This window comes from [Clostridium] innocuum (assembly GCA_012317185.1).
In the GTDB taxonomy this organism is placed as follows: Bacteria; Bacillota_I; Bacilli_A; order Erysipelotrichales; family Erysipelotrichaceae; genus Clostridium_AQ; species Clostridium_AQ innocuum.
On sequence record CP048838.1, the window covers coordinates 2,386,095 to 2,400,870 of the forward strand.

General features: G+C 46.5%; 14 protein-coding genes. All 14 read right to left on the reverse strand.

What is annotated here, in order from left to right; all coding sequences use genetic code 11:
• Positions 1–106: 106 nt before the first annotated feature.
• Positions 107–1,528, reverse strand: coding sequence for a pyruvate kinase (gene pyk / locus G4D54_11540; protein ID QJA03035.1), 1,422 nt, complete (start codon positions 1,526–1,528; stop codon positions 107–109).
• A gap of 49 nt (positions 1,529–1,577) precedes the next feature.
• A complete protein-coding gene (pfkA, locus tag G4D54_11545) occupies positions 1,578–2,540 on the reverse strand; it encodes a 6-phosphofructokinase (protein QJA03036.1) in 963 nt (320 codons plus the stop codon).
• Positions 2,541–2,597: 57 nt separating this feature from the next.
• A complete protein-coding gene (locus G4D54_11550; protein ID QJA03037.1) occupies positions 2,598–3,512 on the reverse strand; it encodes an ATP-binding protein in 915 nt (304 codons plus the stop codon).
• Positions 3,513–4,709: a DNA replication protein DnaD gene (locus tag G4D54_11555; GenBank protein QJA03038.1), complete on the reverse strand. Its 1,197-nt coding sequence runs from the start codon at positions 4,707–4,709 to the stop codon at positions 3,513–3,515.
• A gap of 4 nt (positions 4,710–4,713) precedes the next feature.
• Entirely contained in the window at positions 4,714–5,307 is a 594-nt protein-coding gene (locus G4D54_11560; protein ID QJA03039.1) for a dephospho-CoA kinase, read from the reverse strand.
• The gene (gene mutM / locus G4D54_11565) at positions 5,304–6,134 is read right to left on the reverse strand and encodes a DNA-formamidopyrimidine glycosylase (GenBank protein ID QJA03040.1); all 831 of its coding nucleotides are present in this window, start codon (positions 6,132–6,134) and stop codon (positions 5,304–5,306) included. The genes G4D54_11560 and mutM overlap by 4 nt, the downstream gene beginning before the upstream one ends.
• A gap of 8 nt (positions 6,135–6,142) precedes the next feature.
• Positions 6,143–8,728 carry a DNA polymerase I gene (polA, locus tag G4D54_11570; protein QJA03041.1) on the reverse strand — a complete coding sequence of 862 codons (2,586 nt, stop codon included), beginning with the start codon at positions 8,726–8,728 and terminating at the stop codon, positions 6,143–6,145.
• Between the two features lie 105 nt (positions 8,729–8,833).
• Positions 8,834–9,790, reverse strand: coding sequence for a zinc ABC transporter solute-binding protein (locus G4D54_11575; GenBank protein ID QJA03042.1), 957 nt, complete (start codon positions 9,788–9,790; stop codon positions 8,834–8,836).
• Positions 9,791–9,902: 112 nt separating this feature from the next.
• On the reverse strand, positions 9,903–10,679 hold the full coding sequence (locus tag G4D54_11580) for a stage IV sporulation protein FB (GenBank protein QJA03043.1): 777 nt from the start codon (positions 10,677–10,679) through the stop codon (positions 9,903–9,905).
• Complete coding sequence (locus G4D54_11585) at positions 10,666–11,241, reverse strand: peptidoglycan DD-metalloendopeptidase family protein (GenBank protein ID QJA03044.1); 576 nt, start codon at positions 11,239–11,241, stop codon at positions 10,666–10,668. The genes G4D54_11580 and G4D54_11585 overlap by 14 nt, the downstream gene beginning before the upstream one ends.
• 307 nt (positions 11,242–11,548) lie before the next feature.
• Positions 11,549–12,658, reverse strand: a complete 1,110-nt coding sequence (locus G4D54_11590) for an AI-2E family transporter (protein QJA03045.1) — start codon at positions 12,656–12,658, stop codon at positions 11,549–11,551.
• Positions 12,659–12,920: 262 nt separating this feature from the next.
• A complete protein-coding gene (minD, locus tag G4D54_11595; GenBank protein QJA03046.1) occupies positions 12,921–13,697 on the reverse strand; it encodes a septum site-determining protein MinD in 777 nt (258 codons plus the stop codon).
• Positions 13,682–14,248 (reverse strand): hypothetical protein, encoded by a 567-nt coding sequence (locus G4D54_11600; protein QJA03047.1) that lies wholly within the window; start codon positions 14,246–14,248, stop codon positions 13,682–13,684. Before G4D54_11600 ends, minD begins: the two co-directional genes overlap by 16 nt.
• Complete coding sequence (locus G4D54_11605) at positions 14,221–14,775, reverse strand: rod shape-determining protein MreD (GenBank protein QJA03048.1); 555 nt, start codon at positions 14,773–14,775, stop codon at positions 14,221–14,223. Before G4D54_11605 ends, G4D54_11600 begins: the two co-directional genes overlap by 28 nt.
• Position 14,776: the final 1 nt, after the last annotated feature.

Genomic DNA, 14,776 nt, shown 5'->3' on the forward strand with positions numbered 1-14,776 from the left:
AGTATAATACCATGAAACACCGTGCAGTTCCCACGCAAATTTCAGGCAAAAAACACGCAGCTGCAACGCAAAAAAAGAGCATGATCACTCATGCCCGGTATTCTTCTTATTTTACTTCAATAATCTTCATTGTGTTGGTAGCACCATTTCCTACCGGATATCCGGCAACGATAATGATGGTTTCACCAACCTTGATTCCCATTTCCTTCGCGATCGCTCTAGCCAGCTCACACTCATTGTTCTGATTATTTGCGACCTCAGAAAGTACTGTCGTAACACCCCAGTTCATAGCAAGAGAGCGCTGCGTTTTTTCATCAAAGGTAACGGCGATAACCGGTGCTTCCGGACGGAATTTTGAAATTCTTCTTGCTGTGGTACCACTCTGTGTAAACGCGATAACAGCCGCAACATCCAGTGCCATAGCCGTATCCGCTACTGAAATAGCAATCGCATCATTCTTTGTTCTCTGGCTCGTCTTGATGCTTGCCTTCAAACGGTCTCTGAACGGAATGGTCGGCTCCATCGCCTTCGCAATACGATCCATTGTCTGTACAGCCTCGATTGGATACAGACCTGCAGCAGATTCCCCGCTCAGCATGATTGCATCTGTTCCATCCAGCACGGCGTTGGCAACATCACTCGCCTCTGCACGCGTCGGTCTTGGATTTCCCTGCATAGACTCCAGCATATGCGTAGCAGTAACAACAGGTTTTCCCATGGCATTTGCTGTTTTGATGATTTTCTTCTGATAGATTGGTACCAGCTCAAAGGAAACATCAACACCAAGGTCACCACGAGCTACCATGACACCATCCGCTACCTCCAGAATTTCTTCCAGATTGTCGAAGCCTTCCTGATTTTCAATCTTCGGAATGATCTGGATATCCGGTTTTCCTTCTTCTCTTAAAATCTTACGGATTGCCAGAATATCTTCTTTTCTTCTTGTGAAGGATGCAGCGATATAATCCACGCCCATCTGGCATCCGAAACGGATATCTGCGTCATCCTTCGGAGAGATGAACGGCATACTCAGCTTCACACCAGGCAGGTTACAGCCCTTCTTGCTCTTCAGCTGTCCCGGGTTCTCAATACGGCACTTCAGTTCGCCTTCCCTCTTTTCCAGAATGGTCAGACGCATTTTCCCATCATCAATCAGAATGGTTCCGCCAACTTCAACATCGTCGAAGATTTCCGGACACTGAATGTGAAATTTCTCGTGTGTTCCTAATATTTTTTCACGAACGATGGTAACCATATCGCCCTTCTCGTACGTTTCCACGCCGTTCTCAAATTCGCCCAGACGTACCTCCGGTCCCTTTGTATCCAGCAGAATTGCGATATTTTTTCCTGTTTCCTTAACGACCTCACGGATATTCCTGATACGGTTTCCGTGTTCTTCAAAATCTCCGTGGGAGAAATTCAAACGGATGATGTTCATTCCGTTTTCGACGAGCTTCGTCATCATTTCCTTGCTTTCGGAAGCAGGGCCAATCGTACAAATAATCTTAGTTTTTCTGTTTGCTAACATGTTAATTTCCTTTCCTAATCACCTAATAAAAACTGCGAGAAGCAACCTTCTATACCAGTCTGTCGAATAAATTCTGCAATCTCTTGCGGGATTCTCTTGGCATATTCAACGCCTCTTCGATCGGTACCGATACAATCTGGTTGTCCTTAATGCTGACACACTGGCCTCCTACACCCTGCATCAGCAGGTCCACCGCTTTTTCTCCCATACGGGATGCCAATACTCGATCTGTCGGTGTCGGTGATCCTCCACGCTGAACGTGGCCAAGCACCGTGGCTCTACCTGAAAATCCAGTATTTAAACTTACCTTTTTGGCAAATTGGTGAACATCTGTAATTTTTTCTGAAATGACTACAATCGCATGACGTTTTTTCTTGATTAAATCAAAATCACGCAGTCTCTCCAGCACTTCACCTTCCTCGAAGCCTGTAGAGGATGTAATGACAATTTCAGCACCGCATGCAATTCCTGACCAGATCGCCAGGTCCCCGCAGCGGTTTCCCATAACTTCCACAATCGAACAGCGATGGTGTGAGCTTGATGTATCTCTCAGCTTATCGACTGCCTCTACGATTGTCGTCAGAGCTGTATCAAACCCTATCGTAAAGTCTGTACATGTGATGTCGTTATCAATGGTACCCGGCAATCCGATACAGTTGATTCCCATCTCCGTCAGTGCCAGTGCACCACGGTAAGAACCATCACCACCAATGACTACGATAGCCTCAATTCCACGTTTTTTTAACTGCTGAACTGCTTTATTACGCACTTCAATATCCTTAAATTCGGGAAGTCGGGCAGACCCTAGAATCGTTCCGCCGCGGTCGATGATTTCACCGACGCTGGCTTTTGTCAAAGGCTCAATATAGCCTTCCACCATTCCTTTGTATCCATCGTAAATACCAAAGACTTCGATTCCACTGTTGAGTGCAACCCTTGTGACGGCGCGAATTGCAGCATTCATTCCAGGTGCATCTCCACCGGAAGTAAGAACACCAATACGTTTTACCATAAAAATTCCTCCATTCACGGTTACTATGATACCATTATATTACAATTTTTACTAGCATTATTTTCGTCTTGTTTCGCCTTTTATAAATATTTCACAAGACAAGGCACGGATGCGTTCCAGCAGCCGCTCAGCCGCTACCGGCTCACTGCTTTTACTTGCTGCCGCACACAGGCGCTGCTTCAGCTCCTCCATGGAATAATTGCTCGTAAATATTGTCAGGCGCCGTTTTTCCATACGGGCATCCATCAACGGAAGCAGAATGTCATCCCGGCTCCAGGCCGTAACACTCTCACCGCCGATATCATCAAACACGACAACCTCTGCGTTGCGGATACTGCGAAGCCTTGCCTCCATGGCATCCGGCTCGTGAAACAAAAGCTTCAAATCGGAAATCAGCTTGGGGACATTGACGAACGCCACACGTTTTTCCTGCTTGGCATAATAATTGCACATGCCGGCCGCCAGCCAGCTTTTCCCGGCTCCGGGCTTTCCCCATAAGTATAAACCCTTTTGCGGATGTTCATTCATTAACAGGTCAATAACCTTCGCAACTGCTGTCTTATATTCAACAGCCTCATGTTGCAGGCTCAGGCACGTAACATCCACCAGCAGATAATCCTCCAGCATATCCATCTGCTTATAGAAGCAGCGATGTGCATACTGCTTCTGCTGTTCCTTATAGTATGTACAATGCGATATCTGATTCATCAGCATTCCATCCAGATACAGATCGACGCGTGTCCCCTTTTCCGGCTGTCGGCAGAAATCTAATCCGTGACAGCCTTCACACTTATCCATCACAGCTGTCCAGTCTGCAAATTTCCCACTGTGCTTCCACACAAAGTCCTCGTCGCAGCCATTGCGTTTCAGCCAGGCAAGCACATGGTCGTTTTTCATCAGCCGCGCAACAAGCGCCTCTTTCTTTTTTTTCTGTTCCTCGCTCAGTGTAAATGCAAATGATAATTTCTCCATTTACTCACCTCTCAGTTTCTTCATCTTCTGCAGCAGCTCATCTTCATCAAAATCTTCCACATCCACCTTGATTTCCTCCTGATTGTGATACCAGGACGGCAGCTCTTTTTTCTGAACCGGCTTGCGGCGACTTCCCTTTTCTTCCGTCTCGCGTTGAATATGCGCCAGCGCTTTTTCACTCGTATCGATTTCCAGACGCACCCAGGTGCTTGCCACCTTTTCAACGTATGCCTTCGGAAACTGCTGATTTTTCATTTTCAGCACGTACTCAATCAATACGTTGACAACCTCCGGCTTCATTTTGAAATCGGAAATCAGCGCTTCAATCAGATACTTGTCGCTGCGGCTGACCTCCACGCCATGCTGCAGGTTCTGCAGAAAGCGAACCGGTGGAAGACGATAGGGATCTTTGTTTTCCTCGGCATGAAATTCCGACTTACAGCTGCGCACCTTTTTTTTCAGCTGTTCCACGTTAAGCGTATTGGTTTTCAAATCCATGCTCTGGGAAACCAGCTTGCGCATGGTAATCTCATCGATGCCGTGAATCGTCGCTAGCTCTCCGATGATCCGCAGATTCTTCTCATTGCGGGCAGAGGAGGGAAATACCATCTGCGGCAGACCGGTTAAAAACCGATCATAATTGAAGCTTAAAGGGATATCGTTGTGATGCAGAAGATCCTGCTGTGGCTTCAGCTTGCGGAAATCCTCCTCCTGCACATCCTGCCAGTCCTCCTTCAGAATATTCACAAAGGGAATGGTGATTTCCTGATACGCTGACTTATCCTCACAGGGCTTGGCGAAGCTCAGCTTGTTGAACTCATATACATCCTTCCCCATTTCCTTCAGGTACAGACGCCCGAACACCTCATGTCTGAGAAATTCATTGCCGTCCTTGGGCATGAACACCTGATACAGATAGCTGTTTTTCGCAGCATCATAAAAGGTTTTCACCAACAGATACTGCTCCAGCACATGCCGGCTTTTCTCCATGGCTTCCATGCTCAGCCTACTGATAGTCTGAATCAGAATATGATTGCGAATCTTCTGATTTCTCGTACCGATGCTGACCAGCGTATGATACAGTGCCGCTGCATCGCTGCCGATCAGGGGAACATACAGCATAGTAAAGGAAGCATAGCGCTCCGCTGTCATTTCGCCCTGTACCTCAATACGGCATTTATCCTCTTTTCTGTTCACACGCTCACCTCAACTGCCTCTTCATGTTCAGTATATCACAAATCTGTCTTTTCAGACTTGCCGAATCGCTGTTATTGTAAAAAACGACATCTGCACGCTTTATTTTTTCCTGCTGCGGCAGCTGAAGCCGTAAGCGGCGCAGCGCTTCCTCTTTGGAAATATGGCGATACAGCTTCAGACGGGATAACAGCAGCTCCTCATCACAGGCCACTACCCAGACCTCATCAAAGGCATCCTCCCAGTGTACCTCAAAGAGCAGCGGCACCTCCACAACGACAATAGACTCCTTTGCATGTAATGCAAGCTCTTCAAAAATACGTTTCTTTATCAGTGGATGCAAAATCCCCTCTGCCTGTCTTTTTTTCTCAGGATCGCAAAAGATCAGATCACTCATCCGCTGGTGCATGATATTGCCCTCGTCATTCAGAATATCGGTTCCAAACATCTGAATCAGCGCTGTATAGCCTTCCTCATGCTTTTGCAGCAGCTGTGCATTCACGGCATCACAATCCAGCACGGTAATGCCCTCCTCCTGCAATATTCGAATCACACTCGATTTTCCGGCTCCCATAACTCCGGTCAGTCCAATTGTTCTCATCTTCTTCGCTGGCATGTCGGACAGAAACAGGTTCCCCGTGTTGCGACGACAATCTTTTTGATCGTCGTCCCGCAAACCGGACATGCCTCTCCTTTCTTTGCATGTACCTTCAGCTTCAGCTGAAAGCGGCCATCCACACCAAGCTGGGAGGTATATGAGCGAATCGTCGTTCCTCCGGCACGTATTGCACCGTTTAGGATTCGACGGATATGATAGATCAGCTCCTCAAAGTCCTTTTTCCGCAAATGATTGATCATCGTTTCCGGATGCATATGCATGGCAAAGCAGATTTCGTCCGCATAAATATTACCAATACCGGCGATATAGCGCTGATCCAGCAGCACAGCCTTCAGCGCGGTCTTTTTCTTATGCAGCGTGTGGTACATCCACTCTGCCGTAATACGTTCATCAAAGGCATCATATCCGATATTTTTAAAGCACGGATAGGATGAAACATCCGCACGCTTCTCATACAGATACATCTTGCCGAATTTCCTTGTATCGTGATAGCGCAGCTGCCGTCCGTCACTTAGCTGCAGAATCACATGAACATGCTTATCATAGGGCTCCTGCGGCTGCTGCACATAGAACTTCCCCTCCATCCGCATATGGCAGATCCATTCCATATCCCCCAGGTCAAAACGCATATACTTTCCATGGCGGTAATATCCCTGTATCGTCTTTCCAACGATATCCCTGCAGAAGGTGGCTGCATCCGGATAGCCTATAATATTATTCCAGAACACCTCACAGCCGGTAATCATCACACGATCCAGCTGATGCTCCAATGTTCTGACAACTGTTTCTACCTCTGGAAGCTCCGGCATATCATCACCTACTTTGCATCATACCAGGTCCTGCCGATATTCGCCTCGGCAATCAGCGGTACACGCAGCTTCATCGCATGCTGCATGCCCTCCTCGACAATGGTTCTCATCTGTTCCAGTTCATCTTCCCAGACATCAAAAATCAATTCATCGTGAATCTGCAGAATCATACGGGATTTCACCTGTTCCTCCTGCATTTTCTTATATATATGAATCATGGCGAGCTTGATCAAATCGGCAGCACTTCCCTGAATCGGTGCATTCATAGCCGCGCGCTTTCCGAATTCCCGCATCATATAGTTCTTATCACTGATTTCCTTGATATAACGGCGACGGTTGAATAGCGTTTTCACATACCCATGCTCCTCACAGAATGCTATCGTCGTATCCATAAAGCTTTTGATATTCGGATAGGATGCAAAATACTTATCAATAAAGGCATGTGCCTCCTTGCGGGTAATACCCAGCTGTTCACTCAGTCCAAAATCACTCTGTCCGTAAACAATACCGAAGTTTACTGTTTTCGCACTTCTGCGCATATTGGCATCCACGGCATCGTGTTCCACATCAAATATCTGCATTGCCGTTTTTGTATGAATATCAATGCCATGGTTAAAGGCATCGATCATCACCTCTTCATCGGCCATATGTGCCAGCATACGCAGCTCAATCTGGGAGTAATCTGCAGACAGCAGCACATGTCCCGCACTTGCAACAAATGCCTTGCGAATCTCCTTTCCCTCCTCATCCCGCACGGAAATATTCTGCAGATTTGGTTCCGAGGAGGACAAACGCCCGGTTTGTGTCTGAATCTGATTGAAAATCGTATGAATCTTACCATCCTTCAAAACGTGTTTGCTTAAGCCAACCGCATAGGTGGAATAGATTTTCTGATACTTGCGATGCTCCAGCAGAAGCGGAATAATTGGATGCTGGGATGCCAGCTTTTCCAGTACATCCGCAGCGGTGCTGCGCTTCTTTCCTGCCTTTAAGCCAAGCTCATCATACAGAATACCGGCGAGCTGCTTCGGAGAATTGATATTGAATTCCATACCGGCAATCTCGTATATCTTTGCACTCAGGGCATCGATTTTATCACTGGTCGCCTTTGCGATTTCATCCAGCGTGGAAAGGCTGGTAACAACCCCTTCCTTTTCCATCGCGTACAGCACATGCGTCAGCGGCATTTCAATGGTAGTAAACAGCTCCTTCATTTCCATTTCCCGTAACGCTGTATCCAGTTTGGCAACCAGATCCTGTAAATAATCGGCCTGCGCCATGGCATAGCGGGCAGCCTCGTCACTGTCCACCAGCTTTCCCTTGCCCTTTTTACCGAATACATCATCCTTTAACAGACTGCGGTCAAACTGATACTTCTCCGCCAGCTTATCGTAATCTGACAGCGTTCCATCCACCAGGAATGCCGCAATCATGACATCGAATGTAACATCCGCAAAGGGAATGTTGTTTTTATGCAGGGCGTGATAGAAGTTTTTCGCATCATATACCGCCTTGCCGTTTTCTTCTTTCAGCCATTCCAGAAATGCTGTATCCTGCAAGGCGTCTGACAGCTCTATGTACTCGGTGCGATCCTGCAGACTGATGGCAAAGCCATACAGCTGTGCATCATAATAGCTTTCATTATCCACATTGGCATACACCAGTGCCCCATCCTGTAAAAGATCAGGCGAAATCTGCTTCACAATCGTGCGGCTGCCTTCCTTTTTCACCTCTCTGGTATCCATGGTTTCCTTTACAAAGCTCTTCATTTCATATTTCACAAAGAAATCGTGCAGTTCTTCCCCCGGCTCCTTCAGCATCATATCCGCAAAGGGGAGCGGGATTTCGGCATCCACCTTGATCGTCGCAAGATACTTGGATAAAAATGCCTTTTCCTTATCCGTTTCCAGCTTTTCCTTCAGCTTGCCCTTGATTTCATCGATATGTGCATACACATTATCCACGGTTTCATATTCACTTAAAAGCTTGAGTGCCGTCTTTTCACCGATGCCCTTCACGCCCGGTATGTTATCCGCGGTATCTCCCATCAGTGCCTTCAGATCAATAATCTGTGAGGGTACGATTCCCATGCTTTCCCTCAGCTTTGCCTCATCCATGACTTCCATTTCCGTGATACCCTTTTTCATCAGATAGACATCCGTTGTCGGATCAATCAGCTGCAGCAGGTCACGGTCACTGGATAAGATATGTATTTCCACATCCGGATATTTCTTTGCCATACTTCCGATGATATCATCCGCCTCAATACCCTCGCATTCATAGCGCTTCATGCCATAGGCATCCAGAAATTCACGGGCAATCGGAAATTGTACGATCAGCTCCTGATCCAGTTCTTTTCTGGTTCCCTTATATTCGGTATACGTCTCATGCCGAAAGGTCGGCTTGCCTGCATCCCATGCGACCAGCACCGCATCCGGCTCCACCATGGACAGCGCCTTGTTGATCATCGTAATAAAGCCATATACTGCATTGGTCGGCACACCATTGCTCGTTTTCATCATTCTTCCATATACTGTCGCGTAGTATGCACGAAACAGCATGGAATTTCCATCAATCAGTAAAAGTTTTTTCATTGGGGGTTCCTCCATACGTTCTTATTTTACCACAGTTTTCGCTTCTTAGAAGAAGGATGCCTGATAAATTATCCAACTCAAAAGAAAAAGGTCCGGTTATGACCTTTAGGATGCTATCGATTCCAGTGCTTTTAGGTTATCGTACATAATTGTCAGATAATCCTTGCTGGCCTTTTTATCTTCGCTTGAAATGCTGGAGAGATTGTTCAAATTCACAGGTATCAGTGCCAGCTCATCAATCAGCTGCTGCTGCAGCTTCTCCATATCCTCACTCAGATTCTGTTCAATTGCTATATATCGCACATGATCGCTTTTAATACGCTTTTTCATAGCTGCCAGCTGATCGCTTGTCGGAAGTGCTCCGTATTTGGACAAGGTTACCGGATATACCTTAATACCATAGGATTTCTGCCAGTTTCCAAAGGATGGCGTCATAGAAACAAAGCTGATGTTCATCTTGCCGTCCGGGATAGCCTGAAAGTCTGCCTCCAGCCGGGCCAGATCCAATTCCAGAGCATCGTAGTTCTCATCGAAAATGTCCTTATACTGCGGATACTTCTGTACCAGATAGTCACGAATATCACTCGCCATGCTGGTCATCGCTACCGGATCCATCCAAAGCATGGGGTCTGCATCATAGGTATCCAGATTGGCAAATTCCTCTCCTTCGTAATACGGGCCTTCCGTTCCTGCCGTAATGCCGTCAATCGTTGTTGAGGTATAGCGTTCAAATTTATAAATTGCACTTTTGGTCGCAAGATCCACCATATCCACTCCGGTATCCCGGATATCGTCCACATACAAATCCATATACGGCTCCAAACCACCGATATAAAACAGGGCATCGCTGTCCTTCAATATATCCTGAAAGCTGGATTTGATCTGCGCACGCTGAATCATCGTATTTTCTGTTATATTGCTCACGGTTACATCATCACCGCCGATTCTTTCCACCAGATACTGTACAGGATATACGGTTGTGGCAATGCTTGGATTTTTCTCTTCACAGCCGCTGACAAGAAACAGCGCCAGAACAGATACAAGAAATAGTTTTACCTTCATAGATCCTGCCTCCCTTTCGTTCCATTATACCATTACATGCCCCTGTGGTACAATAGTCTTTACAGCACCTGCCATAAGGGTACCGCATACCCTTTGAGTATATCACATTTCTTTACGGACGCCTACTGTTTTTCTCGCTGCCGAAGCGCTGCGTGAGCCAGTCTTTCTCATCAATCCAGCCTCTGCCGTACTTTATGATATTCCTTCGACCGCGGTATAAATCGAAGGATTCATTCAGGATCGGATCATAAGCTACCGGATGCAGCCTGCGATAATGAAAAAACTGCAGCTGTGTCAGAGGAAGCGAGCGCCAGGACAGGAAAATCTGCAGAATCAGAAAGATCAGTACGATGACAGCACTCACTCCCTGCAGCAAATGAAAGTAAAAAACAGCTGTGATGGAAATAAGGGAGCAAATAAGGGTTGCATATTCCGCTGTACGAAAGCGTAAAAAGCAGTGAAAAAAAGTCTGCATAAGCCGTCCTCCGTCCAGCGGATAGATCGGCAGCAGATTAAACAGCAGAATGGAAGCATTGATCGTATGCAGATAGGATGCAAAGGATGGTGACAGGATCCCCTTTGCCACACAGAATTGAAACAGGGATGGAAACAGAACATGCATCAGCGGGCCTGCGGAAATAATGAGAATTTCCTTCACCAAAGAGCCGTGACCAATATGCGTTATGGTTGCCGCCAGTCCGAAGGGGTATATATTGATTCGTTCAATCGGGTAATGAAAGAGAATGGCACATAACATATGTGCCATCTCATGAATGGTAAGCATGATAAAGATCCATCCGATCAGACGGGCTACAGGCAGATACGGCAGCATCAGCAGATACGGCAGCCAAAGCAGAGATATCCGTATCCGCAGCTTATGAAAATGCATCGCTCACCTTGATTTTCTCATTATCCTTCAATGCGTTGATGGTTACATAGCTGTCAGCCGTCCCCAGAACAGCCTCCTTGAGAATGCGGTCATCCTGCTTTACCTTGACCTCATTGAGATTTCCATAGGTTACCACTGCACCATTGTCCTGCTTTACGGTGACGCTGCTTTTTTTATCCGCCTGCTTCTGCACATGAAGCACGACACCGGCATATCCGCTGCGTGCCTGATTGGTACCGTTGGAATAATGATCGTCCTTCAGCAGTGTATACACCGGTGATGTGGAAACCGGTTCCTCCTTCAGTGAAAACCAGTTTTCAAAGGGCAGCCAGCTTCCCAGATCCTCCAGATGGAACTGCTGTATCACGGCAGGCATTTTTACCAGATTCAGCTTCTGATTGAGCAGCAGAGCCAGTACGACAACACAGATGCACATCATGAGCATGACCGCATGATAGATCATACGAAACAGGATGAACGGACGCTGCTTCTGTTCCTGCGCCCCTGCTCCGTCAAATCTTCGGCCTCTGATTCGTTTTCTAACTCTTCTTAAATCGTCCATATCATCCCTCCTGCTAACACTATATGCGCACGCTGCTGGAAATAGAAGTGCCGCAGCCGCTTTCCAGTCTGTGCTTTTGCACGTGCTGTATAGCGAAATGGAACTGGTATGAGGATGCTGAGATTATTCAGGCAGAAAATCAGGAACACAGAGGCATAACACGCAAATGCCGTTGGCCGCACCTTCCCGCATCTATCTTTCCCACAAGATAAAAAAGCCTGCCAGTGCATACTGACAGGTCTATGGTTATATGTATATTGCGTACCCTTATTTCTGTAATGCCTGCAGGCACTTCACCGCTTACTTTTTATACGTCCGGCTCCACAGCATTATCGTACAGCCTGCGGTCCGTTTTCTGCTCATAAACCTCGATAGCGGTTTTAATGGCGATCGCTGCAGGTACACTCACCATGATGCCAACAGCTCCCATGATGACACCCCCTGCGAACACAGCGAATAAGGTAATCAGCGGGCCCATGGCACTGCGCTTTTCATGAACCAGAGGCGAGATGACATAGGCATCCACATTGGATAAGATCATGATACCGATAATCAAAGCCACGATGTTACTCGGCGGCAGCGTCAGTGCTGTGATGATACCGATGCTGTTGGCAATCGTACCACCCAGGTAGGGAATGATGACACCAAACGATGTCAGCAGGCCGATAATCAGCCAGTCCTGATGTCCGATCATAAAATAAAAGGCAGAGTATTCAATAAATTTAATCAGCATCAGAATAATCAAGGATTTCAGATATACAGTGACATTCTGATCGATTTCATGCAGATATATATCACTGTTTTTGAAAAACAGGTGAACAAATTTCCGCAGACCGCGCTTGATGCGCTCAAAGTCAAACAGCATATAGATTGCAATGATGATAGAGAACAGAACGTTCGTAACGACATTCAAAACCGTATTCATCAGTCCCGGCAGACTGGATACCAGCTGCGGAACCCAGTCATCATAGGATTGCAGGATATTGACAATATTATTGGTGATGCTGTTTACCAGTGAGAAATCCTTCATATTTCCGAGAGTCTTGATCTTATTGGAAATCCAGACAACACCGTCAATCATGCTGGTCATAAATTCATTGATTTTATCATACAGTACCGGCATCAGCATAACAAGCATCACGATTAGAAACACCAGTACGCACACCCATATGGCAATGATGGAAAAATTCTTCGGTATCCCCTTCTTTTCCAGAAATTCCACAAGAGGATGCATCACATATGCAAGGACAAAGCCGATGATAAACGGCTGCAGAATGGATCGCAGCATCCGGTACCAGCTTCCCCATACAACCTGTGTCTTAATCAGCAGGAACAGAATCAGTAACACGCAGATCACCTTGCACAGGGTATAAATAGAAAACCTCTGATCTATTTTTTTCAGAAATCTTTTTAACATAACACCACCATACTTTCACTTTTCTATTCTACCATGCCGAAGGAAAAAAAACCAGCGAAGCATGCTTGAACAAATTCTGAGGATATTGCCTCACTGCCGTGCATTGTGACATATGATGATGTTTCTGCCGAAACTGCTTTGCCATCCAGCGATGCGTATACCGGATATCCTCGGCTTCAGAATTCCTTGCAGAATGCATAAGGCTTCTGACTCACCTTGCTATGCAAGTCAGAAGCCTCTATAAGCCTCAGCAGACAACCGTTCATCCAAACAGCTTCTGCAAAAATTTCCTTTCACGATATTTCGGCAGCGGACAGCGCTGTCCCAGCATACGGCGGACAATGCTGTCAAAGCAGCTGTAGGTCTGCGTTTCCCGCTGCAATACGATCGGCTTGCCATGATTGTTGGAGCGCATCATATTCTCATCATCGAATACGTAGCCGAGAAAATCGATGGACAGCCACTGCTTCGCCTCCTCCAGCGAAACGCTGATACCCCGATCCATATGATGTACGTTCATGCGGTTGACGATAAAGGAAATATGCTCCATTCCCTCCTTCATCAGAATACCGATGATACGGTCTGCATCCTGCAATGCCGTCACATCAAGTGTCGTTACGACAATTGCTCTGCTCACACAGGCAATCGAATGTATAAAGCCGCTTTCGATTCCTGCCGGTGTATCCAGCAGTATGTAATCAAACTGGTTTTTCAGCTCCTCTACGACGATTTTTAAATCCTCACCGTGGAAATACTGTATATGTATCGTTTTGCATGCCGGAAGCAGGTACAGATTATCCTGACGCTTATCACGAATCATCGCATTTGCCAGGGTACAGCGCCCCTCCATCACATCCTTTAAATCATAGATTACACGGTTTTCCAACCCCAGCATAACATCCAGGTTTTTCAAGCCCAAATCCACATCGATCAGACAAACCCTGTAGCCCTTCTGCGCCAGGACCATGCCCATATTGATACAGACGCTGCTTTTTCCAACGCCGCCTTTTCCGGAAGTAATTGCTATTGCCTCTCCCACATTCTCTCCTCCTTATATTCCTTCATTTCCAAATGTCTGTTCTCATAATAGACTTTGCAGGGCGCAAAGGATGTCATATTTTGGAAATGAGTATCACATATCCGCACATTTCCATCGATATGCGAAGCCGCCAGCACGCAATCCTCATGCAGTAAATCCACACTGCCCTGCACACTGCCCAGTACATACAGCGATTCACTGCTTGTCACGAAGGCCTGCTTACGGATATTGCCCAGCAAAAGCAGCGGCTCATGAAAGCGGTAGTGCTCTCCACCCCGCAGCTCCTGTTCCAGAATGCGCCTTGACTTTTCCTGCGGCAGCTCATTGATGCCGGCAATCAGGGTGTGACAATCTGCACAAAGCTGAAACAGCTCCTGCAGATGCTGCGGCTTCAAGCCTTCGATATGAAAAAAAGCCTCAAAATACTGTCCGTTCTTATTCTGACAGAATTTGAGTCTTTCCTTCAGCTGCTGGAAAAACGCAGATGCATCATCATACTGCGCATAAATGTGATAGGTATCGTTTATTCCTTTGATTTTAATCTGAACCATTCGACCTTCTCCCCTTTTCGTATACGGAGTGCTTTCATTTCCAGATAGTCGTCCTTGATACGAATGAGGAATACAATAACCATGACAAGAATCGCATTAGCGAGCAAGGTCATTAGCTCATAACGCTCCGCCCACAGCATCAGCGACATACTGGTAATTCTTTGAAAGTTCATATAGCAGTATATCAGAAGATCCTTGACGAAAATTGTCACAATACAGAGAACCAGCGATTCAATCAGCGTCTCCGTCATATGCTTGCTCCACAGCTGCAGCAGACACGCTATGACGGTATAAATAATCGCATAGAGCAGAAACGTGTTCGCAAAACAGAAATCGTAAATCATACCGCAGCCAAAAGCGAACAGGCAGGAATCCAGAAAACTGAATTTACGAATTGTCAGCACCATGGCACAGAAGCCAAGATTCGGTATGAACAGCAGATCGTTAATCAGATAGCTGTTGGGAAAAATCACGGTAAGTATTTCATCGATCAGAAAGCAGATGATGACAAAGACGATATGCGCCATG